Origin of the sequence: Streptomyces sp. AC1-42W, from assembly GCF_003248355.1 — a bacterium.
Taxonomy (GTDB): domain Bacteria; phylum Actinomycetota; class Actinomycetes; order Streptomycetales; family Streptomycetaceae; genus Streptomyces.
In genome coordinates, this window is sequence record NZ_QKWY01000001.1 from 2,709,984 (window position 1) to 2,731,841 (window position 21,858).

Genomic DNA, 21,858 nt, shown 5'->3' on the forward strand with positions numbered 1-21,858 from the left:
GCGCACCCACCGAACAAGCAGCGGTACTTGAGCGCCGCCCCCGGAAGGGAGCGCCGCCGGGCAAGGAGGGCCGGATGACCGTACGGCGAGTAATGGGCATCGAGACGGAGTACGGGATCTCCGTTCCGGGGCACCCCAGCGCCAATGCCATGCTCACCTCGTCCCAGATCGTCAACGCCTACGCGGCGGCGATGCACCGGGCGCGCCGCGCCCGCTGGGACTTCGAGGAGGAGAACCCGCTGCGGGACGCGCGGGGCTTCGACCTCGCCCGCGAGACCGCCGACTCCAGCCAGCTCACGGACGAGGACATCGGCCTGGCCAATGTGATCCTCACCAACGGGGCCCGGCTCTACGTCGACCACGCGCACCCCGAGTACAGCTCCCCGGAGATCACCAACCCCAGGGACGCCGTCCTGTGGGACAAGGCCGGCGAGCGCATCATGGCCGAGGCGGCCGAGCGCGCGGCGCAGCTTCCGGGCGCCCAGCCGATCCACCTCTACAAGAACAACACCGACAACAAGGGCGCCTCCTACGGGACGCACGAGAACTATCTGATGAAGCGGGAGACCCCCTTCTCGGACATCGTGCGCCATCTGACGCCGTTCTTCGTCTCGCGCCAGGTGGTCACCGGCGCCGGACGGGTCGGCATCGGCCAGGACGGCCAGGAACACGGCTTCCAGATCAGCCAGCGCGCCGACTACTTCGAGGTCGAGGTCGGCCTGGAGACCACGCTCAAGCGCCCCATCATCAACACCCGCGACGAGCCGCACTCCGACGCGGAGAAGTACCGCCGGCTCCATGTGATCATCGGCGACGCCAACCTCTCGGAGATCTCCACCTACCTCAAGCTGGGCACCACCTCGCTGGTCCTGTCCATGATCGAGGACGGCTTCATCAACGTCGATCTCGCCGTGGACCAGCCGGTGCGCACGCTGCACCAGGTCTCCCACGACCCCGGACTGCGACAGCTGATCACGCTGCGCAGCGGCCGGACACTGACCGCGGTGCAGCTCCAGATGGAGTACTTCGAGCTGGGCCGCAAATACGTCGAGGAACGGTACGGCGCGGACGCCGACGAACAGACCAAGGACGTCCTCAGCCGGTGGGAGGACACCCTCAACCGACTGGAGAACGACCCGATGAGCCTGGCCGGCGAGCTGGACTGGGTGGCGAAGCGGCAGCTCATGGACGGCTACCGGCGCCGGGACGGCCTGGACTGGGACGCGGCCCGGCTGCACCTGGTGGACCTGCAGTACGCGGACGTACGGCAGGAGAAGGGGCTGTACAACCGTCTGGTGGCCCGGGGCCGGATGAAACGTCTCCTCGACGAGCGCGAGGTCGAGCGGGCCCGTACGGCGCCGCCGGACGACACCAGGGCGTACTTCCGTGGCCGCTGCCTCGAAAAGTACGCCGACGACGTCGCGGCCGCCTCCTGGGACTCGGTGATCTTCGATCTGCCGGGCCAGGACTCGTTGCAGCGGGTGCCCACGATGGAGCCGCTGCGGGGCACCCGGGAGCATGTGAAGTCCCTGCTGGACCGCTGCCGCACCGCGCAGGAACTGGTCCAGGTGCTCTCGGGCGGCTGACGGCGCCTGAAAGGGCTCCCGGCTGGGAATCATTCCGATGACCTCCGGACGTTGAGACAAGTACCGGGCCAATGTCGGACCCCGTGGGTAGGGTCTGATCAAGTGCTTCGAACCGAGCGGGGTGAGCTAGATGGCGACCAAGGACACCGGCGGCGGACAGCAGAAGGCGACGCGTTCCACCGAGGAGGTCGAGGAGCAGGCGCAGGACGCGCAGGTCTCCGAGGACCTCAAGGAACGCCAGGAGAAGCTGAGCGAGGACGTGGACGACGTCCTGGACGAGATCGACGATGTCCTGGAGGCCAACGCAGAGGACTTCGTACGCTCGTTCGTACAGAAGGGCGGCCAGTAACCGGCCCCGCGCCGGAGGCCCGCGACGGGTGTGCGGTACGGGCGGACCGCCCGTACCGCACACCGCGGGCGACCGGAGCGCTCCGGCCCTCCGATTGCCCCCGCCACGGATGTGGATCACCGCCACCGGGCGGGTAGGGTCCGGGGCGTACTGCTTCAACTGCAATCCGGCCATCGGCAAGTTGGGGATGATCCTGACACCTTGCGCAGGGCCATCGCATACCTGGAGGGAAACGCGTGGAAGCCAACACTCGTAGCACCGGGCGTCTACCAGCTGCCTTCCTGACGCCGGGATCGTCCTCCTTCATGGACTTCCTGTCCGACCAGGCGCCCGAGATGCTTCCGGGCAACCGGCAGGCGCCGCCGTTGAAGGGGGCCATCGAGGCGCCGCACGGCACGACGATCGTGGCGGCGGCCTTCCCCGGCGGTGTGGTCCTCGCCGGTGACCGGCGGGCGACCATGGGGAACATGATCGCGCAGCGCGACATCGAGAAGGTCTTCCCGGCCGACGAGTACTCGGCGGTGGGCATCGCCGGTACGGCGGGTCTCGCCGTGGAGATGGTCAAGCTCTTCCAGCTGGAGCTGGAGCACTTCGAGAAGGTGGAGGGCGCCCAGCTCTCCTTCGAGGGCAAGGCGAACCGGCTCTCCACGATGATCCGGAGCAATCTGGCGATGGCCATGCAGGGTCTCGCCGTCGTCCCGCTCTTCGCCGGCTACGACATGGACCGCGAGCGCGGACGCATCTTCAGCTACGACGTCACCGGCGGCCGCTCCGAGGAGCACGGCTACGCCTCCACCGGCTCCGGCTCCCTCTTCGCCCGCGGCTCCATGAAGAAGCTCTACCGCGAGGACCTGACGGAGCGGGAGACGCTCACGCTGGTCGTGCAGGCCCTGTACGACGCGGCCGACGAAGACTCCGCGACGGGCGGCCCGGACGTGGGCCGCCGTATCTACCCCATCGTCACCGTCATCACGGACGAGGGCTTCCGGAGGCTGACCGACGCGGAATCCGCCGAGGTCGCCCGCGCGATTCTGGAACGCCGCCTGGAACAGCCCGACGGCCCGCGCGCCGCGCTGCTCTGAGCACGCGTTCCCTTCCCGCTTCTCCGATGCTCCCGCCACTGACAGAAAGGGACGGATAGCCGGTGTCGACGCCGTTCTATGTCTCACCTCAGCAGGCCATGGCCGACCGGGCGGAATACGCCCGGAAGGGCATCGCCCGTGGTCGCAGCCTGGTAGTGCTGCAGTACGCCGACGGAATTGTGTTCGTCGGCGAGAACCCGTCCCGTGCGCTGCACAAGTTCAGCGAGATCTACGACCGGATCGGTTTCGCCGCCGCCGGTAAGTACAACGAGTACGAAAACCTCCGCATCGGCGGAGTGCGCTACGCGGATCTGCGCGGATACACCTATGACCGCGACGATGTGACGGCTCGCGGACTGGCGAACGTCTACGCGCAGACCCTCGGCACGATTTTCTCCAGCGCGGCCGAGAAGCCGTACGAGGTGGAACTCGTGGTCGCCGAGGTCGGCAGCGAGCCCGAGGGCGACCAGATCTACCGGTTGCCGCACGACGGCTCGATCGTGGACGAACACGGTTCGGTCGCGGTCGGCGGCAACGCGGAGCAGATCTCCACCTTCCTCGACCAGCGCCACCGCGACGGGATGTCCCTCGCCGAGGCACTGAGACTGGCGGTGCAGGCCCTCTCCCGCGACCCCAACGGCAGCGAGCGGGAGATTCCCGCGGACCGGCTCGAAGTGGCCGTCCTGGACCGCACCCGGCCGCAGCAGCGCAAGTTCAAGCGAATCGTCGGCCGGCAGCTGGCCCGGCTCCTGGAGGCGGAGGCCGCCGCCTCCACGCCCACCGACGCCCCGTCCGACACCGAGGACGGCGACGCCGCCCCGGACGCCCCCGCGGCCACCAAGGACACCACCGAATCCGGCGGGGACGTGGAGTAGCGCATCGCGCGGCCCTTTCCGGCCCACCCGAGCCCCGGCCCGCCCCAGGCGGACCGGGGCTCCGTCACACCGGCGGCGCGGGCGCCGTCGAGCCGCGCGCGACCAGCCGCACCGGCAGGCTGCCCGGTTCGGCCGCCCGCCCGTCCAGCACCGCGAGCAGCGCGGCCATCCCGCGCTCACCGACCTGCTCGGCGGGCAGCCGTACGGTGGTCAGCTCCGGCTCCACCGCGGTCGCCAGGGCCAGATCGTCGAAGCCGGTCACCGACAGATCGCCGGGCACCCGCAACCCGAACCGGCGGGCCGCCTTGCACGCCCCCGCCGCCAGGATGTCGTCGTCGCAGACGATCGCGGTCGGCCGGGGCCCCGGCAGCCCCAGCGCGCGCTCCGTCGCCTCCCGCCCTGCCCGCACGTCCAGTGCCGAGGTCACCGTGCGCACCTCGACGCCGGGGACCGTGCGCAGCTCCGCGTGCAGGGCCTCCGCGCGGCAGCCGAAGGTCCAGGTGTCCACGGCCGAGGCCAGGTGCAGGAAGCGCCGGTGGCCCAGGGCGAGCAGATGGCGGGCCACCTGGCGCATCCCGTCGCCGATGTCGAGGTTGACGCGGGCGGCGGGGCCCGGCGCCGAGGGGTCGCTGTCCAGCATCACCAGCGGCACGTCCGCGCCGTGCAGGGCGTCGAGCGCGTCGGCCGCCATGGACGAGGCGATGACCCCGTCCAGCGCGGCACGGGCGGAGGGGAACGGGTCGCGGGCCGGGCCGGTGCCGTCGGGGGAGGGGTAGAGGACGACGCCGAAGCCGTGCTCGGCGGCGACCGCGGCGGCCCCGGTGTACACCCGGGCGAAGAACTCGTTGGTGAGGGCCGGGACGACCAGCAGGGCGGTCCTGGTGCGGCCCAGGCGGAGATTGCGGGCGGCGAGGTTGGGCCGGTAGCCGAGGTCGCGGGCGGCGTCGCGCACCCGGCCCGCGGTGGTCTCGGAGACCCGGCCCCGCCATTTCTCGCCGAGCACCAGCGAGACCGTGGCCTGGGAGACACCGGCGGCCCGCGCCACGTCACGGCTGGTGGGGCGGGCCGGGCCGGGCGGTGCTGGGCTGGTCACGCGGGCCTCCGGGCCGGTCGGTACAGGCCCGTGCGGTGGACCTGGGGACGCGCTCATGGTACGTATGAACCCGGTAGTTATACGTAAAACCTCGCAGCCCGCACAGGTGCCCGGGGGAGAGGGGCGGGACATGGCCGCGGGATATCTGGACATCCTCCGGGCGCGGCACGCCGCCCGGCTGCTCACCGGCACCCTGGTGGGCCGGCTGCCGAACGGCACCGCGAACATCGCGATCGTGCTGTTCGTGCGGGCCGAGGGCGGCAGCTACACGCTGGCCGGCGCGCTCGCCGCGGTGTACGGCCTGGCCACGGCGGTGGGGCAGCCGCTCCTGGGGCGCGCGGTGGACCTGTACGGGCAGCCGCGCGTCCAGCTGCCCGCCGCCGTCGTCTCCGGGCTCGGCATGGCCGTGCTCGCCGTGGCCGGCTGCGGCTCTCTCCCGCTCGCCTACGCGGCGGTGGCCGTGGCCGGACTGTTCACGCCGCCGCTGGAGGGCGGGCTGCGGGCGCTGTGGCCGAGCGTGCTGGGCGGCGAGGACCGGGTGCACCGGGCGTACGCCATGGACGCGGTGGCGCAGGAGGTCATGTTCACGGCCGGGCCGCTCCTGGTGACCCTGCTCGTCTCGCTGTGGTCGCCCGCCGCCGCCCTGCTCGTCATCAACGCGATCGGTGTGCTCGGCGCCCTGTCGGTCGTGCTCTCGGAGCCCTCGCGCACCTGGCGCTCCGCCCCGCGCGAGGCGCATTGGCTGGGCGCGCTGCGCTCGCCCGCGCTGCTCGCGCTGCTGGGCTCGTTCTTCTTCGTGGGCCTCGCGCTGGGCTCCATCACCGTGGCCGCCATGGCGTACGCCGACGACCACGGCCGGGAGTCCGTCTACGGCTGGCTGATGGCCGCGCTGGGGCTCGGCGCCCTGGTCGGCGGGGCGGTGTACGGGGCGCGGCGGTGGGCGGGGGAGCCGGAGCGCCGGCTGCGGGTGATCGTGGGGCTGCTCGCGCTGGGCTATCTGCCGCTGACGCTGACGCCGGGCCCGGTGGCGATGACCGTGCTGGCGGCCGTCTCCGGGGTGTTCCTCGCCCCGGCCGTCGCCTGCTCGTTCATCGTGGTGGACCGGCACGCGCCGCGCGGGACGGTGACCGAGGCGTTCTCCTGGCTGGTGACCACCTTCGGGGTCGGCGCGGCGGCCGGGACGGCGGTGGCCGGTCCGGCCGTGGAGCTGGGCGGGACGGCGTGGAGCTTCGCGGTGGCGGGGGCCGGTGGAGTGGCCGCACTGCTCGTTCTGCTGGCCACCGGAAGGGTGCTCACGGCTCCCGCCCGTACGGCTGTCGCGGTGCGAGGATCGGAAAATGATCGAAACGGTGCCGTCGAACCCGGTTTCAGCTCGGGCCATCAGGCGTAATGTTCAGTCATGGACCGCCGCATTTTCGGGCTGGAGAACGAGTACGGCGTCACGTGCACGTTCAGGGGACAGCGCCGACTGTCCCCTGATGAAGTGGCGCGCTACCTCTTCCGCCGTGTTGTGTCATGGGGCCGCAGCAGCAATGTCTTTCTGCGGAACGGCGCCCGCCTCTACCTCGACGTGGGATCGCATCCGGAATATGCAACCCCCGAATGCGACAACCTGACCGAACTGGTCACCCACGACAAGGCCGGCGAGCGTATTCTCGAGGGCCTGCTCGTCGACGCCGAACGCCGCCTGCACGAGGAGGGAATCGCCGGCGACGTCTACCTCTTCAAGAACAACACCGACTCGGCGGGAAACTCCTACGGATGCCATGAGAACTACCTCGTGGCCCGGCACGGAGAATTCTCCCGCCTCGCGGACATCCTCATTCCCTTCCTCGTCACCAGGCAGCTGATCTGCGGGGCCGGCAAGGTGCTGCAGACCCCCCGGGGCGCGGTGTACTGCGTCAGCCAGCGTGCCGAGCACATCTGGGAGGGCGTCAGCTCCGCGACGACGCGTTCCCGGCCGATCATCAACACCCGCGACGAGCCGCACGCGGACGCGGAGCGCTACCGCCGCCTCCACGTCATCGTCGGGGACTCCAACATGTCCGAGACGACCATGCTGCTCAAGGTCGGCGCGACGGACCTGGTGCTCCGCATGATCGAGGCGGGCACGGTGATGCGCGACCTGACCCTGGAGAACCCGATCCGGGCCATCCGCGAGGTCAGCCACGACACCACCGGGCAGCGCAAGGTCCGTCTCGCCAGCGGCCGCGAGGCGTCGGCCATAGAGGTGCAGCGCGAGTACTACGAGAAGGCCGTGGACTTCGTCGAGCGCCGGGGCATCCGCACCGGCAACGTCGAGCGCGTCCTCGAACTCTGGGGCCGTACGCTCGACGCGATCGAGGCGGAGGAGCTCGACCGGATCGAGACCGAGATCGACTGGGTCATGAAGTACAAGCTCATCGAGCGGTACCGGGCCAAGCACAACATGACCATGTCGAATCCGCGGGTCGCCCAGATAGACCTCGCCTACCACGACATCCACCGCCGGCGGGGGCTGTACTACCTGCTGGAGCGCAAGGGGAAGGCCGCCCGCGTCTGCGACGACCTGAAGATCTTCGAGGGCAAGTCGGTGCCCCCGCAGACCACCAGGGCACGGCTGCGCGGCGACTTCATCCGGCGGGCCCAGGAGCAGCGGCGGGACTTCACCGTCGACTGGGTCCACCTCAAGCTCAACGACCAGGCGCAGCGGACGGTGCTCTGCAAGGACCCGTTCCGTTCGGTCGACGACCGCGTGGAGAAGCTGATCGCGGGTATGTGAGCCGGCCCGGGACACCCCCGGCCCCCGGCGCGACCGGGCCCCGTACGTTCGTAGTACGGGGCCCTTCGCACGCCTGGAACGGCCCAGGGGGTCGCTTGCCGGTCAGGGGCGGGTCCGCGGCGTCTGGCACGGCACCTCGCGGCGTTGCCGAACCGCCCTGATCGCTCCGCGATGAGGACGCTCCGGCGCCTTGCGATGCACCACACCAGACGCCGCGGCCTTTCCGCCCCTGACCGGCAAGCGACCCCCTAGAGTATCGGGGGTCCGGGAGCTGCCCGGCCGTGTCCCCCACATATGCCGTCTGAGATCTGAGGAACCAGTGCGCCGACTTGCCGGCCTTCTCGTCGTCCCCCTGCTGCTGCTGTCAGCGGCGTGCGGCAGTGACGACAAGGGCTCCGACTCCGCTTCCACCGCCGCGTCCGTCCCCAGCAAGGGGGGTTTCCCCGCCATCACCGCGGGTGCGAAGTTCGGCGAGAAGCCCACCCTGGCCAAGGGCACGGGTACGCCGCCCAAGGAGCTGAAGGTCAAGGTCATCAGCGAGGGTGACGGCGCGAAGCTCAAGAACGGCGATGTCACCCAGGTGAACTACCTCGGGCAGGCGTTCGACTCCACCGAGCCGTTCGACAACAGCTTCGACCGCAAGCAGCCGTTCGACCTGACCCTCGGCGCCGGCATGGTCATCCAGGGCTGGGACAAGGGCCTGGTCGGCCAGAAGGTCGGCAGCAGGGTCCAGCTCGTCATCCCGCCGGACCTCGGTTACGGCGCCCAGGGCCAGGGCGACATCAAGCCGAACGCCACCCTCGTCTTCGTCGTGGACGTCCTCAAGGCGAAGCAGATCCCGGCGTCCGCGAAGGGCACCGCCGTCGCCCAGGACAACACCGATCTGCCGAAGGTGGGCACCAACACCGACGGCAAGGCGCCGACCGTGACCAACCCCAGCAAGGTGGACCCGCCGAAGAAGCTGGTCTCCGACTACGTCCTGGAGTCCAAGGGCGACGTGGTCAAGGAGAGCGACTCGGTCGTCGTGAACTACGTGGCCAAGGTCTGGAAGAGCGGCGAGGAGTTCGACAACACCTACGCCACGGGCAAGACGGCCACCTTCCCGCTGGCCCAGGTCACCCTCAAGGGGCTCAAGGACGGCCTGATCGGCAAGAAGATCGGCAGCCGCGTCCTGCTGGTCGTGCCGCCGGACCAGGGCCTGGGCGACAAGGAGCAGCAGTCCATCCCCGCCAACTCCACGCTGGTCTTCGCCGTGGACATCCTGGCGAAGATGTAAGACTGTCCCGGTTGCCCAGTTCATCAGTAAGAGGAGCAAGTCAGTGAGCATCGACAAGCCCGAGATCGACTTTCCGGGTGGCGAGCCGCCGGCCGACCTGGAGATCAAGGACCTCTGGGTGGGCGACGGCGCCGAGGCCAAGGCCGGCCAGGTCGTCTCCGTCCACTACGTGGGGGTCGCCTTCTCCACGGGTGAGGAGTTCGACGCCTCCTGGAACCGCGGCACCCCGCTGCAGTTCGAACTCGGTGCCGGCCAGGTCATCCAGGGCTGGGACAAGGGCGTGCAGGGCATGAAGGTCGGCGGCCGGCGCCAGCTGATCATCCCCTCGCACCTCGCCTACGGCGAGCGCGGCGCCGGCGGCGGCCGCATCGCCCCGGGCGAGACGCTGATCTTCGTCTGCGACCTGGTCGCCGTCTGATCCGCACCCGAGTGTGCGAGGGCCCGTGCCGTGAGGTGCGGGCCCTCGCTTTTGTCCGGACACGCCGGGGCGGTACGGTCGAGCGTCGTAGAGCACAAGGGAAAGGGCGTCGATGGCGATTGCCAAGGCCGAGCGGCTGATGAACCTGGCGTTGTGTCTGCTGGGGACCCGGCGCCCGCTCAGCAAGCGCGAACTGCGCGGCTCCATCGAGGCCTATCTCGAAGCGGCCTCCGACGACGCCTTCAACCGCATGTTCGAGCGGGACAAGGACGACCTGCGCGAGCTGGGCCTGGTCATCGAGACCGTGGAGAACCTGGACGGCGAGACCGGCTACCTCGCCCGCCGCGACAGCAACCGGCTGCCCCCCATCACGCTGGACGCAGAGGAGGCCGCCGCCCTCGGCCTGGCCGCCAAGGTCTGGCAGCAGGCCCGCCTCGCCGGCGCCGCCAGCGGCGCCCTGCAGAAGCTGCGGGCGGCCGGGATGCCCGAGACGGAGGACGCCTACGAGGTGCACAGCGCCCTCGAACCGCGCATCCCCGTCCACGAGGCCGCCTTCGAACCCCTGATGCTGGCCTGCCGCGACCGCCGCCCGGTGACCTTCGACTACCGCAAGGCGAACGCCGCCCAGCCCGAGACCCGCCAGGTCGAGCCGTGGACCCTGGAATGCTGGCGCGGCCACTGGTACCTCGCCGGCTGGGACCGCGAGCGCGGCGCCGAACGCGTCTTCCGGCTCTCCCGGATCACCGGCAGGGTCCGCTCCCGCACGGGCGCCTTCACCGCCGAGGTGCCCGACGTGGTCACCGTCCGCGAGACCGTCGAGAGCTGGGCCGGCGAGACGGCCACCCGGACCGCCCTGATCAAGCTGCGCGCCGACTCCGGCTACCCGCTGCGCGCCCGCGCCCTGTCGGTCCGGGAACTCGGGGACGGGTGGGAGGAGTTGGAGATCCCGTACGGACACGGCCTGGACGCCTGGCTCGTGGAGTTCGGCCCCGACGTCGTCGTGACCGGACCCGAGGACCTGCGGGCCGACGTGGTGGACCGGCTGCGCGCCGTGGCCAAGGACTGAGGGGACCCCGTAAGCAATGGCCACGAACGCCATCGACCAGACCCGCCGGATGCTCTCCCTGGTGACGTATCTGCGCGAGCGCCCCGGCGCCCACGTCCAGGACGTCGCCCGCGCCTTCGGGATCACCGAGGACGAGCTGATCTCCGACCTGGACGTGCTGCCCATGTGCGGCACCAGCTTCCGGGGCGGCGACCTGCTGGACATCGACACCGACGGCGACCGCATCTGGTGGCACAACGCGGACGACGTCGCCGAACCGCTGCGGCTCGCCGCCGACGAGGCGACGGCCCTGCTGGTCGCCGCCCGCGCGGTGGCCACCCTGCCCGGACTCCGCGAGAGCGACCGGCAGGCCCTGCTGCGGGCCACCGCCAAGCTGGAGACCGCCGCCGGCGAGGTGGGCGCCGCCAGCTCCCGGCTCTCGGTCACCTTCGAGTCCGAGGGCGGCGTCTTCGCCGAGGTGGACCGGGCGATCTCCGAACGGCGCCGGCTCTGGCTGCGCTACTACTCGCCCGCCCGCGACCAGCTCACCGAGCGCGAGGTGGACCCGATCCGGCTGTTCGCCGTCGGCCACACCTATATGGAGGCGTGGTGCCGCTCCTCCGAGGACCGGCGTACCTTCCGCCTCGACCGGGTCGCCCAGATCCGGCTCCTCGACGAGCCCGCCGCCCCGCCCGAGCTGGAGCTGCGCGACCTGTCCGAGGGCCTGGTGCAGCCGGCCGCCGAGGACCCGGAAGTGGTGGTCGAGGTCGGGCCCGGCGGGCGCTGGGTCGCCGAGTACTACCCGCACGACCGGGCCGAGGAACTCGCCGACGGCGGCCTGCGGATCACCCTGCGCACCCCCGACCCGGCCTCGCTGCGCCGGCTCGCGCTGCGGCTGGGCGGCGAGGGGCGCATCGTCTCGCCCCCCGAGCTGGCCGCGAGCGCGCGGCAGGCGGCCCGCGAGGCGCTCGCCGCCTACGACGGCGCGGCCTGAGAGGACGGCTGAGGAGACATGGGACACCTGACCGCGCTGCCCGGCCGCGCCGCCGTACCCACCGTGGCGGTGCCGCAGTCGGCGCGCTTCCGGGCCGGCTGCCCCGACTGCCGGGCCCGCTTCGAACTGGCGGCGGCGGAGTTCCGCCTCGTCGTCGGCGCCACCAGCCGCACCACGTTCTACTCCTTCACCTGCCCCGAGTGCGCCGCCTGCGTCCGTAAGCCGGCGGGGGAGCGGATAGTGGAACTCCTCACCGACGGCGGCGTACGCACGCTGCGGCTGCACACCGGTTCCTGAGAGGCTCTGCGCATGTTCTGGCCCATGCTCGCGATCACACTCGGATTCGCCGGGGGCGTGGTGATCGCACTTCTCGCGGTACGGGTCTTCGTGGAAGTCCGGAACTTGGGCGTCCAGGTCGCCGAGACGTCGAGGAGGATCGCCGCCGCGTCGGACGAACTCGAGCGGGCGGCGGCGAACATGGCCAGAACCGGTCGTGAGATGCTCTGACGGAGCAGCTGGCGAGGCTGTGGCGAGCGATGCCTGCCCCGCCTTCGGAGCAGGCCCGTTTATCGCCGGTCGCGCCCTCCAACTTGCCCGGCCGGACCGGTACGCTGCTTGGGCGGTGACCCGGCAAGGAGGCGTCGGGTCAGCTACCGGGAGTATGTGCGGGCATTGCCTGAGGTTTACTCTCGGGGGATACGATCGCTGTCGGCACGCGACGGGACTCCTGTCCGTGCTGGGTGGGCAGCCTCCTCACCCCCCCACCCTGCCGTCTCAGTCCGAGAAGGAAGTCCACCCATGATCGGCAACCTGAAGCCTCTTGAGATCGTTCTGATCATCGCTGTCATTCTGCTGCTCTTCGGTGCCAAGAAGCTTCCCGATATGGCACGTTCGCTCGGTAAGTCGGCCCGCATCCTGAAGAGCGAGGCCAAGGCGATGAAGAAGGACAGCGAGGCCACGGACGCTCCGACCTCCGAGTACACGTCCTCGGACACTGCCGAGCAGAAGACCATCAAGGCCGCCCCCGGCGACACTTCCGGAGCGCGGCCGGTGGCCGATCAGCAGAAGAACGCGACTCAGAACTGAGTCTCCCTTGCGCTGATGTGGCATAGGTTACCTCGCTTCGGATAAGGACAGAGGGTTGCTCAAGTCTGCTCGGAAGCAGGAGAAGGATCCGGAAGGCCGTATGGCCCTCACGGAGCACCTGCGTGAGTTGCGTAACAGGCTTTTCAGGGCCGTTCTGGCGGTCGTCGCCGTCGGAGTCGTCGCTGCCGTCTTCAACAAGCAGGTCTACGGCTTTCTGACGGATCCGTTCATGAGCTATATGGCCTCCATCGGCTGCGGTGGCGATGAGGTGAAGGCCTTCGACGGCTCGAAGTGCCCGAGCCTCGTGCAGAGCGGCATCCTGGGCCCCTTCACCAACCTGATGAAGGTGGTGCTCATGGCCGCCGTGGTGGGCTCGGCGCCTGTGTGGCTGTACCAGCTCTGGGCCTTCGTTGCGCCAGGCCTCCACAAGCACGAGAAGCGGTATGCCTACTGGTTCGTGGCGCTCGGCACACCGCTCTTTCTGGCTGGAGGGTGGGTCGCGTACGAGATCCTGCCGCAGACCTTCAGCGTTCTGCTCGGCTTCACCAACGAATCGACGCAGAATCTGCCCACACTTGAGGACTACCTCGACCTCATCACGCGCATGATCGTGGTCTTTGGCCTGGCCTTCGAACTGCCGCTGTTCCTAGCCGGACTGAACATGATCGGCGTCATGTCCGGTCGGCGGATGATCAACTGGTGGCGGGGTATGGCCCTCGGTCTGACGGTCTTCTCGGCCTTCGCCACGCCCGGGGGAGAGCCGCTGTCGATGCTCATCCTCTCGGGTGCGCTGTTCGTGCTCTACCTGGTGGCCGCAGGGTTCTCGTTGCTCAACGACAAGCGGAGGCGGCTCCGGAACCCTGATCGAGGCCTCGCGGACGACGAGGCCTCGGATGTGGACCTGACGCCCGAGGACGTCGGTGACGCCGATCCGGTGGCCGCGTTGCCCGAACAGTCGAGTGGGGGACGGGACAGCATGAAGGGTTACGACGACATCACCTGAACAAGGGCTGCGGCAGGGCTGTGCGCTGCGATGCAAGCGCGCCGGATGGCTCGCACCCGTCCCGGAACGGATGCGAGTCATTCCATTGCTTCAGATGGCGGGCGAACCGGTCAGAGACCAGGTGCCGCCCCCGGCGCCGTCGTTGTTGATGTCCCAGTGGACGTTGCCGTCGGCGGTCCATCCACCAGTGGAGGAGCTGGAGTAGGAGCCGGTGGAAAACGCGTAGCCGCTGCCGTCCTGGTACAAGTTCATTATGCCGTTGTACCTGCCGGATGCGGTCTTGTAGTCGGCGTCATGGCGCTCAAGCCGCAGATTGACGGTGACGTCGTCCATGCCTGTACTGAGGCCGCCGCCGCCATCCTTCCAGGCGATGTGAGCCTTGGCGTAGTAATTGTTGCCGGAAGTGCGGTGCACGCAAAGATTGATGTAGACGTCAAGGTTGAAGCCGATCGTATCGAACTCCTTGTGCTGGGTGCCGCTGCACTTGGAGGTGGCTGCCGCGGATGCCGATGTGGGAGTGGTCAGCACGGCTGCGACGGCCAGGGTTGAGCCTGCGACGGCGGTTGTGACGATCTTGCTTATCGAGCGACGCATTGGTTCCTAAAAGGTCTGAGGGATGCCGCAAGTTGCGGTGTGCTCCTGAAAGGGCACCGGCTGTGATCATCTGTTGCCGAGGGGGGGGCAGGGTCAAGATGTTCTTGGGGTCGATGGCGCGGTCGTGTCGGTTTCGTGATCTTGATGGCGGGGGATTTGTCTGATTTAGTGGTATGGGTGAACTGTTGGGCATCCACCTCCAGGCAATCCTGTGTGGTGACGATCCGGCGGAGTCCAGTCGGGTTTTGCCGTTAAATGCCCATGCGATTAAAGATCGCGTCACTGTCACAGGCGGCGGGTAGGCTCGACAGCAAGATGACAGAGGACCTCTCACCAGCCGAGCGATACCAGGCCTCCCGGCTCCGGGCGGCCGAGCAGGCGACCGCTCTCGCACCCTTCCGCGAGCTGTACGACTTCGATCTCGACCCGTACCAGATCGACGCGTGCAAGGCGCTGGAGGCCGGAAAGGGCGTGCTCGTCGCCGCCCCGACCGGTTCCGGCAAGACGATCGTCGGCGAGTTCGCCGTGCACCTCGCCCTCACTCAGGGCCGCAAGTGCTTCTACACCACGCCGATCAAGGCCCTGTCGAACCAGAAGTTCGCCGACCTCGTCAAGCGCTACGGCGCCGACCGCGTCGGCCTGCTCACCGGCGACAACAGTGTCAACGGGGACGCCCCGGTCGTCGTGATGACCACCGAGGTCCTGCGCAACATGCTGTACGCGGGCTCCCAGGCGCTGAACGGCCTCGGGTACGTGGTGATGGACGAGGTGCACTACCTCTCCGACCGCTTCCGGGGCGCCGTCTGGGAAGAGGTGATCATCCACCTCCCCGAATCCGTCACCCTGGTCTCCCTGTCGGCGACCGTGTCCAACGCCGAGGAGTTCGGCGACTGGCTGGACACCGTGCGCGGCGACACCGAGGTGATCGTCTCCGAGCAGCGCCCCGTACCGCTCTGGCAGCACGTACTGGCCGGCCGCCGGATGTACGACCTCTTCGAGGAGGAGAGCGACCACGGCGGCCGGGGCGTCGGCCGCCGCGAGGTCAACCCCGACCTGCTCCGCCTGGCCCGGATGGAGAACCAGCGCGGGTACAACCCGCGCGACCGCCGGCGCGGAAAGATGATCAGGGAGGCCGACCGGGAGCGCGAGCGCCGCCGGCGCAGCCGGATCTGGACGCCGTCGCGCCCCGAGGTCATCGACCGGCTGGACGCCGAGGGACTGCTCCCCGCGATCACGTTCATCTTCAGCCGCGCCGCCTGCGAGGCCGCCGTACAGCAGTGTCTGCACGCCGGGCTCCGGCTCAACGACGACGACAAGCGGCGGCTGGTCCGCGAGATCGTCGAGGAGCGGACGGCCTCCATCCCCGCCGAGGACCTGCACGTCCTGGGCTACTACGAGTGGCTGGAGGGCCTGGAGCGCGGCATCGCCGCCCACCACGCCGGCATGCTTCCGCGGTTCAAGGAGATCGTCGAGGAGCTGTTCGTCCGGGGCCTGGTCAAGGCCGTCTTCGCCACCGAGACACTGGCCCTCGGCATCAACATGCCCGCCCGCTCGGTGGTCCTGGAGAAGCTCGTCAAGTGGAACGGCGAGCAGCACGCCGACATCACCCCCGGCGAGTACACGCAGCTCACCGGCCGGGCCGGCCGGCGCGGCATCGACGTCGAGGGCCACGCCGTGGTGCTCTGGCAGCGCGGCATGGACCCCGGCGCCCTGGCAGGGCTCGCCGGTACGCGTACGTATCCGCTGCGCTCCAGCTTCCGGCCCTCGTACAACATGGCCGTCAACCTGGTCGAGCAGTTCGGGCGGCACCGCTCGCGGGAGCTGCTCGAAACCTCCTTCGCGCAGTTCCAGGCGGACCGCTCGGTGGTCGGCATCTCCCGCCAGGTCCAGCGCAACGAGGAGGGCCTTGAGGGCTACCGCGAGGGCATGACCTGCCACCTCGGCGACTTCGAGGAGTACGCGCGGCTGCGCCGCGAACTCAAGGACCGCGAGACGGAACTGGCCAAACAGGGAGCGTCCCAGCGGCGGGCCGCCGCCGCGGCGTCCCTGGAGAAGCTCAAGCCCGGCGACGTCATCCATGTGCCGACCGGCAAGTTCGCCGGCCTCGCGCTCGTCCTCGACCCCGGGCTTCCCGCCGGGCGCACCAACGGGCACGGGCACCGCGGCATGGAGTACCACGACGGGCCCCGCCCGCTGGTGCTGACGGCCGAGCGGCAGGTCAAGCGGCTCGCCGCGATCGACTTCCCGGTGCCGGTGGAGGCCGTGGAGCGGATGCGGGTGCCGAGGTCGTTCAACCCGCGCTCGCCGCAGTCCCGCCGGGACCTGGCCTCCGCGTTGCGCACCAAGGCCGGACACATCGTGCCCGAGCGCCACCGCAAGGGCCGCGCCCCCGCCGCCGACGACCGCGAGATCGCGCGGCTGCGCGCCGAGCTGCGCGCCCATCCGTGCCACGGCTGCGACGAGCGCGAGGACCACGCCCGTTGGGCCGAGCGCTACTACCGGCTCCAGCGCGACACCCGGCAGCTGGAGCGCCGCATCGAGGGGCGCACCAACACGATCGCCCGCACCTTCGACCGGATCGTCGCCCTGCTCACCGAGCTGGACTATCTGCGCGGCAGCGAGGTCACCGAGCACGGGCGGCGTCTCGCCCGGCTCTACGGCGAGCTGGATCTGCTGGCCAGCGAGTGCCTGCGGGCCGGTGTCTGGGAGGGGCTGAACCCGGCGGAGCTGGCGGCCTGTGTCTCCGCGCTGGTGTACGAGGCGCGGCAGGCCGACGACGCGGTGGCACCGAAGCTGCCCTCGGGGCCCGCCCGGACGGCGCTGGGCGAGATGGTCCGCATCTGGGGGCGGCTCGACGCCCTGGAGGAGGACTTCAAGATCAACCAGGCGGAGGGGGTCGGCCAGCGCGAGCCCGATCTCGGCTTCGCCTGGGCGGTGTACATGTGGGCGTCCGGCCGTCCGCTGGACGAGGTGCTGCGCGAGGCGGACATGCCGGCGGGCGACTTCGTGCGGTGGTGCAAGCAGGTCATCGACGTGCTGGGTCAGGTGGCCGCCGCCGCGCCGCGCGAGAACAGCTCGGTCGCGCGCAACGCCCGCAAGGCCGTGGACGAGGTGCTGCGGGGCGTGGTCGCGTACAGCTCCCTCGGCTGAGGCTGAGGCCGCGGGAGCGGGGAGCGGCCGCGCGGACGGAAGCCGGCCGGATCGCCGTCCGGCCGGCTCGGTGCGTGTCGCGTGGTGTGCGGCTCCCTTCGCCGGGAGGGCCGGGTCAGCTCCGGCCGCCCCGGCTCATCTTCATCGAGGCGCCCGCGCAGACCAGTCCGAGCAGGACCGCCAGGCCACCGATGATCACGTTGTTCAGTACGACACCGACGTCCGGACTGCTGCCCACCACCCAGGGCGAGATGATCATCCAGGCACCCATGGCGCAGATGGCCCAGCTGAGCCCGTACATGCGCTGCGGCATCGCCGTGAACCCGAGTCCGAGCACGGCGATCGCGATACCCATGACCAGGTTGTGCGTCACCAGCGCGGACTGCGAGGCCGTGAAGTGCAGCACCCACGGCGACACGGCGCAGTACAGACCGACCAGGAAGACCGGCGCGTCCACCAGCGCCACATCGCGGCCGCCCATCACGCGTGCGTAGCGGTCGCTCATTTCCGAGACATCGGGGTGTCCGGCCATGTCATGGCCGACATGTGAGACGTTCGACATGAGGTTCGTCCCCTTCGGATCGTGCGGACCCGGTCACCGTCGTCTGCGGGAAGTGGCCCGCACTGACCATTCTGCTCTTATCTGTCGCTTATGTGTAGATTCGAGCGGATCGGATTTCCGCAGGAAGCGCACCGGTTCGGCCGGCTCACGGGTGGGCGCGGCGCCCACCCGTGAGGAACGGGGTCACGCGGCGGGCGGCATCAGGACCGTGTCGACGACGTAGACCGTCGCGTTGGCGGTCGGCACATTGCCGCAGACGACCCCGGAGGTGCCGTTCACGGTGTACGCGGCGCCCGAACCGGCCGTCGTCAGCTCGTCCTTCTCCAGGGTCTCGAAGGAGCCCTTCGCCAGCTGCTCCGGCGTCAGCTTCCGGCCCACCACGTGGTACGTGAGGACCTTGGTGAGCGCGTCCTTGTCGGCGAGCAGCTTCTCCAGGTCGGCCTTCGGGACCTTGGCGAAGGCGTCGTTGGTCGGGGCGAACACGGTGATGTTCTGCGCGCTGTTCAGCGTGTCCACCAGGCCGGCCTTCTTGACCGCGGTGACCAGGGTGGACAGGGCCGGATTGTTCGAGGCCGCCGTGGCGACCGGGTCCTGCGCCATGCCAGTGAAGGACCCCGCCCCGCTCTTCGGGACCGAGGCGCAGGCCGGGCCGAACGGCTTGTCGGTGTTCACGGGGGCGGCGGAGGAGGGTGCGGCGGAGGTCTTCGCGGGGTTGCCGCTCGTCCCGGAGGCGCTGGTGTCGGACTCGCCGGAGCAGGCCGTCAGGACCAGCGGCAGGATGAGCGCGGCGGACAGGGCGACGGCGGCGCGGCGGGCGTGGGTGGCCTTCATGGTGTTCTCCTGTATCGGTAATTGATTGATTACGTACGGTAGTTGGTCTGAGGTGTGCGCGAGCCGGGGGAGGCGGGGCTCGGGGGAGACGGCGGCGGGGGCGCGCCGGTCAGGACACGTTCACCACCACGGTGTGCCGGCCGGTCGCGCCGTCGGGCAGGGTGCCGACGCGCCGCCCGGTCTGGACGGCGCCGGTGCCGTCGGTGGCGCGGACCTCCAGGGTGTGGCCGCCGGGGGTGGCGGGCCATTCCCACACCCACTGGCGCCAGGTGTCCCGGCTGTCCTGCGCCGCGAGCCGGGCCGGCTGCCAGGGCCCGCCGTCCACCCGTACCTCGACGCGGACGATGCCCCGGTGCTGGGCCCAGGCGACCCCGGCGACCGGCACGGTGCCGGCCTTCGGGGAGGCGAAGGGGCGCGGGGTGTCGATGCGGGCCTGGGTCTTGACCGGCGCCCGCCGGGACCACGACCGCCGCACCCAGTACGGGTCGTACGCGTCGAAGGTGGTCAGCTCGATGTCCTGGAGCCACTTGCAGGCCGACACGTATCCGTACAGGCCGGGGACGACCATCCGGACCGGGAAGCCGTGGGTGAAGGGCAGCGGTTCGCCGTTCATGCCGAAGGCGAGCAGGGCGTCGCGGCCGTCCATCACGTCCTCGACCGGCGTGCCGATCGTCATGCCGTCCACCGAACGCGCCACGAGCTGATCGGCCGGTCCGCCCTCGGACGGGGGCCGCACGCCCGCCTCCCGCAGCAGATCGGCCAGGCGCACGCCCAGCCAGCGGGCGTTGCCCACGTACGGGCCGCCGACCTCGTTGGAGACGCAGGTCAGGGTGATGTCGCGCTCGACGGTCTCCCGGCGCGGCAGGTCCCGGAGCCCGAGCTCCAGCGGGGTGCGCACGCCCTCGCCGTGGATGCGCAGCCGCCACGCCCCGGCGTCCACCTTCGGCACCACCAGGGCCGTGTCGATGCGATAGAAGTCCTGGTTGGGCGTCACGAAGGGGCTCAGGCCGCGCAGTTCCAGGTCGGTGCCGGGCGGCACGGCGGGTGCGGGGGAGTCGGGCGCCGGGAGCCTCAGATCGCGCCGGGAGCGAGCCGCCCCCGCCTGCACGACGGAGGTGAGCCGCCGCCCCAGCAGCCCCGCCCCGGCCGAGACGGCCGCGACGGCGCCCGCCGCGAGGACGAAGCCGCGCCGGTCGAAGGCGCCGGCGGTGCGCCGCCCGGCGAGGGGTGCGGCGGCCGGGACCAGCCGCCCCGCCAGGACGTACAGCGCACCCGCCGCCACCACCGCGCCCACCAGCGACGGCAGGGCGTCGAGGGCCCCGCCCCCGGGCCGTCCGACCGCACAGACCGCCCCGATCACGCCGAAGACCAGGACGCCCGCCGACCCGGCGCGCCGGTGACGCGGCGCAAGCAGTCCGAGCGTCATGGCGAACAGCGCCAGCAGGGCGAGGATGCCCAGCTCCAGCACGAGCTTGTCGTCGGTGCCGAAGTTCCGTACGGCGAAGTCCTTCACGGCCGGGGGAGTGCGGTCGATCACCGCACCGCCCACCGCCGCGACCGGACCCGCCTCGGGGCGCACCAGCGCTGCCACCAGTTCGGCGACGGCCAGCGCGCAGAACCCGGCGATCAGCCCGGCGAGCGCGCCGCAGACCGCGCGTGCCGCACGGGCCCGCCGGGGCTCTCCCGCCCCCGTCTCCGGATCGTTCCGCTCTTCACTCACGTCGGGGATTCGGAGCCGGCCGCCCGGCGGATGGGTCCATCACCCGAACGAGTGGCGAAAGCCCGCTCACGCCGACGGCAGCTTCATCAGTCCCATCGGGGCCGAGGTCGGTCGGGCGGAGCCGCCCGCCGGCTCGACCGTGATGCCCATGCCGACCGCCCCGCCGACCGGCCCGTCCAGCAGCGCGGTGTACGCCGTCGACGACGGGTCGGCGGCGCGCATCAGGCCCGCCGGGCGCATCGTGCCCCCGTCGTCGAACCACAGCTGGTACACCTTGCCGCTGGGCGGAGCCGCCAGCCCGGAGGCCATGAACACCGCCCGGTCCTCGCTGCGGGAGACCACCACCGTGCCCCGCGCGCCGTTCTCCAGCGTGCCGGAGGCGGTCCGGGCGTCGGGGGCGGCGAGGACGCGGGCCAGCCGCTCGGCGTGCTGCCGGGCGGCGTCCGCCTGCTGCCGGGCGTCCCGCGCCTCCCGCTGCTGCCACCCGGCGACCCCGCCGAGGCCGACCGCCGCGGCCAGGCAGGCGGCCAGGGCGAACCGGGGCCAGACGCCCGCCCCACCCCGCCGCTCGGGCGCGCGGTCGCGCCGGGGCGTGTCCGGCGGCTCCTGGCGTACGGTCGTGATCTCCCGGAGCACCCGCTCCCGCAGGGCGCGGGGGGCAGGTGCGGCGGCGGCGAGGCCGAGTCGGGTCGCGGTCTCGGAGAGTTCGCGCACCTCGACGGAGCATGCCTCGCAGTCGGCCAGATGCCGTTCGAAGGCGTGGCGTTCGGCGTCGGGCAGGGCGTGCAGCGCGTAGGCGCCCGTCAGGGTGTGCAGAGCGGCGTCGGTCATGCGCCCACCCCCAGGCAGTCGCGCATCCGGATCAGTCCGTCGCGCAGCCGGGTCTTGACCGTGCCGAGCGGCACCGCCAGCAGTTCGGCCACCTCGCGATAGGTCAGCCCCCGGTAGTACGCCAGGGTGACGGACTCGCGCTGGAGCTCGGAGAGGGTGCGCAGGCAGCGGCGCACCTGCTCGCGCTCCAGCCGGGTCTCCACCTGCTCGGTGACCTCGTCGAAGGCGGGCGTACGGTCGAGCAGGGCCGCCTTGTGCTCGCGGACGGCGGCGGCCTGCGCGGAGCGCACCCGGTCCACGGCGCGGCGATGGGCCAGGGTCAGCACCCAGTTCATGGCGCTGCCGCGGGCGGGCCGGAAGCGGGACGCGGTGCGCCACAGCTCCACCAGGACCTCCTGGGCGACCTCCTCGGACTGGGCCGGGTCGCGCAGCACTCCGCGCACGAGCCCCAGCACCGGCCCGCTCACCCTGTCGTAGACCTGGGCGAACGCCTCCTGGTCGCCCAGGGCGACCCGTCCCATCAGCTCCTGGAGATCGGGCCCCGCCGAGGCCGTTCCGCTGATGTACACGGCTTCTTTCACGCGGGGTCCCCTTCGGTGGTC

23 protein-coding genes are annotated in these 21,858 nt (G+C 70.8%); 16 read left to right on the forward strand and 7 right to left on the reverse strand.

What is annotated here, in order from left to right; genetic code table 11:
- The first annotated feature begins 74 nt into the window (after positions 1-74).
- From dop to prcA, 5 genes are all read left to right on the forward strand, one after another.
- Complete coding sequence (gene dop, locus DNK56_RS12520) at positions 75-1,586, forward strand: depupylase/deamidase Dop (RefSeq protein WP_111333585.1); 1,512 nt, start codon at positions 75-77, stop codon at positions 1,584-1,586.
- Positions 1,587-1,716: 130 nt separating this feature from the next.
- Positions 1,717-1,935, forward strand: a complete 219-nt coding sequence (locus DNK56_RS12525; RefSeq protein ID WP_111333587.1) for a ubiquitin-like protein Pup — start codon at positions 1,717-1,719, stop codon at positions 1,933-1,935.
- A 30-nt stretch (positions 1,936-1,965) separates the two neighbouring features.
- Positions 1,966-2,220, forward strand: a complete 255-nt coding sequence (locus tag DNK56_RS12530; protein ID WP_111335733.1) for an endonuclease domain-containing protein — start codon at positions 1,966-1,968, stop codon at positions 2,218-2,220.
- The gene (gene prcB / locus DNK56_RS12535; protein WP_111333589.1) at positions 2,172-3,017 is read left to right on the forward strand and encodes a proteasome subunit beta; all 846 of its coding nucleotides are present in this window, start codon (positions 2,172-2,174) and stop codon (positions 3,015-3,017) included. The genes DNK56_RS12530 and prcB overlap by 49 nt, the downstream gene beginning before the upstream one ends.
- Positions 3,018-3,079: 62 nt before the next feature.
- Positions 3,080-3,892, forward strand: coding sequence for a proteasome subunit alpha (prcA, locus tag DNK56_RS12540; protein ID WP_111333591.1), 813 nt, complete (start codon positions 3,080-3,082; stop codon positions 3,890-3,892).
- 64 nt (positions 3,893-3,956) lie between these two features.
- On the opposite strand, the gene DNK56_RS12545 is transcribed toward prcA, so the two are convergent.
- A complete protein-coding gene (locus DNK56_RS12545) occupies positions 3,957-4,985 on the reverse strand; it encodes a LacI family DNA-binding transcriptional regulator (protein WP_199563775.1) in 1,029 nt (342 codons plus the stop codon).
- 130 nt (positions 4,986-5,115) lie between these two features.
- On the opposite strand from DNK56_RS12545, the gene DNK56_RS12550 reads away from it, so the two are divergent.
- The 10 genes from DNK56_RS12550 to tatC all read left to right on the forward strand — a co-directional run bounded on the left by DNK56_RS12550 (position 5,116) and on the right by tatC (position 13,568).
- Positions 5,116-6,375 (forward strand): MFS transporter, encoded by a 1,260-nt coding sequence (locus tag DNK56_RS12550; protein ID WP_111333593.1) that lies wholly within the window; start codon positions 5,116-5,118, stop codon positions 6,373-6,375.
- A gap of 9 nt (positions 6,376-6,384) precedes the next feature.
- Complete coding sequence (gene pafA, locus DNK56_RS12555) at positions 6,385-7,746, forward strand: Pup--protein ligase (protein WP_111333595.1); 1,362 nt, start codon at positions 6,385-6,387, stop codon at positions 7,744-7,746.
- A gap of 319 nt (positions 7,747-8,065) precedes the next feature.
- On the forward strand, positions 8,066-9,022 hold the full coding sequence (locus DNK56_RS12565; RefSeq protein WP_111333597.1) for an FKBP-type peptidyl-prolyl cis-trans isomerase: 957 nt from the start codon (positions 8,066-8,068) through the stop codon (positions 9,020-9,022).
- Between the two features lie 43 nt (positions 9,023-9,065).
- Entirely contained in the window at positions 9,066-9,440 is a 375-nt protein-coding gene (locus DNK56_RS12570) for an FKBP-type peptidyl-prolyl cis-trans isomerase (RefSeq protein WP_111333599.1), read from the forward strand.
- A 112-nt stretch (positions 9,441-9,552) separates the two neighbouring features.
- Positions 9,553-10,506, forward strand: coding sequence for a helix-turn-helix transcriptional regulator (locus DNK56_RS12575; protein WP_111333601.1), 954 nt, complete (start codon positions 9,553-9,555; stop codon positions 10,504-10,506).
- Positions 10,507-10,522: 16 nt separating this feature from the next.
- Complete coding sequence (locus DNK56_RS12580; protein ID WP_111333603.1) at positions 10,523-11,479, forward strand: helix-turn-helix transcriptional regulator; 957 nt, start codon at positions 10,523-10,525, stop codon at positions 11,477-11,479.
- 18 nt (positions 11,480-11,497) lie between these two features.
- Complete coding sequence (locus DNK56_RS12585) at positions 11,498-11,776, forward strand: hypothetical protein (RefSeq protein ID WP_111333605.1); 279 nt, start codon at positions 11,498-11,500, stop codon at positions 11,774-11,776.
- 24 nt (positions 11,777-11,800) lie between these two features.
- The gene (locus DNK56_RS12590) at positions 11,801-11,986 is read left to right on the forward strand and encodes a hypothetical protein (RefSeq protein ID WP_446750429.1); all 186 of its coding nucleotides are present in this window, start codon (positions 11,801-11,803) and stop codon (positions 11,984-11,986) included.
- Between the two features lie 291 nt (positions 11,987-12,277).
- Entirely contained in the window at positions 12,278-12,565 is a 288-nt protein-coding gene (gene tatA / locus DNK56_RS12595; protein WP_111333609.1) for a Sec-independent protein translocase subunit TatA, read from the forward strand.
- A 55-nt stretch (positions 12,566-12,620) separates the two neighbouring features.
- On the forward strand, positions 12,621-13,568 hold the full coding sequence (gene tatC, locus DNK56_RS12600; RefSeq protein ID WP_111333611.1) for a twin-arginine translocase subunit TatC: 948 nt from the start codon (positions 12,621-12,623) through the stop codon (positions 13,566-13,568).
- Between the two features lie 90 nt (positions 13,569-13,658).
- Here the strand turns inward: tatC and DNK56_RS12605 are convergent, their stop codons facing one another.
- Entirely contained in the window at positions 13,659-14,162 is a 504-nt protein-coding gene (locus tag DNK56_RS12605) for a hypothetical protein (RefSeq protein ID WP_111333613.1), read from the reverse strand.
- A 315-nt stretch (positions 14,163-14,477) separates the two neighbouring features.
- Here DNK56_RS12605 and DNK56_RS12610 point away from each other — a divergent pair, with 315 nt between their 5' ends.
- On the forward strand, positions 14,478-17,312 hold the full coding sequence (locus tag DNK56_RS12610; RefSeq protein WP_111333615.1) for a DEAD/DEAH box helicase: 2,835 nt from the start codon (positions 14,478-14,480) through the stop codon (positions 17,310-17,312).
- A gap of 115 nt (positions 17,313-17,427) precedes the next feature.
- Here the strand turns inward: DNK56_RS12610 and DNK56_RS12615 are convergent, their stop codons facing one another.
- From DNK56_RS12615 to DNK56_RS12635, 5 genes are all read right to left on the reverse strand, one after another.
- Complete coding sequence (locus tag DNK56_RS12615) at positions 17,428-17,874, reverse strand: SPW repeat protein (RefSeq protein WP_199563774.1); 447 nt, start codon at positions 17,872-17,874, stop codon at positions 17,428-17,430.
- Positions 17,875-18,057: 183 nt separating this feature from the next.
- The gene (locus DNK56_RS12620; protein WP_111333617.1) at positions 18,058-18,705 is read right to left on the reverse strand and encodes a fasciclin domain-containing protein; all 648 of its coding nucleotides are present in this window, start codon (positions 18,703-18,705) and stop codon (positions 18,058-18,060) included.
- 109 nt (positions 18,706-18,814) lie between these two features.
- Entirely contained in the window at positions 18,815-20,425 is a 1,611-nt protein-coding gene (locus DNK56_RS12625; protein ID WP_199563773.1) for a molybdopterin-dependent oxidoreductase, read from the reverse strand.
- 66 nt (positions 20,426-20,491) lie between these two features.
- Complete coding sequence (locus DNK56_RS12630; protein ID WP_111333619.1) at positions 20,492-21,256, reverse strand: anti-sigma factor; 765 nt, start codon at positions 21,254-21,256, stop codon at positions 20,492-20,494.
- The gene (locus DNK56_RS12635; RefSeq protein ID WP_111333621.1) at positions 21,253-21,837 is read right to left on the reverse strand and encodes a sigma-70 family RNA polymerase sigma factor; all 585 of its coding nucleotides are present in this window, start codon (positions 21,835-21,837) and stop codon (positions 21,253-21,255) included. Before DNK56_RS12635 ends, DNK56_RS12630 begins: the two co-directional genes overlap by 4 nt.
- Positions 21,838-21,858 lie beyond the last annotated feature (21 nt).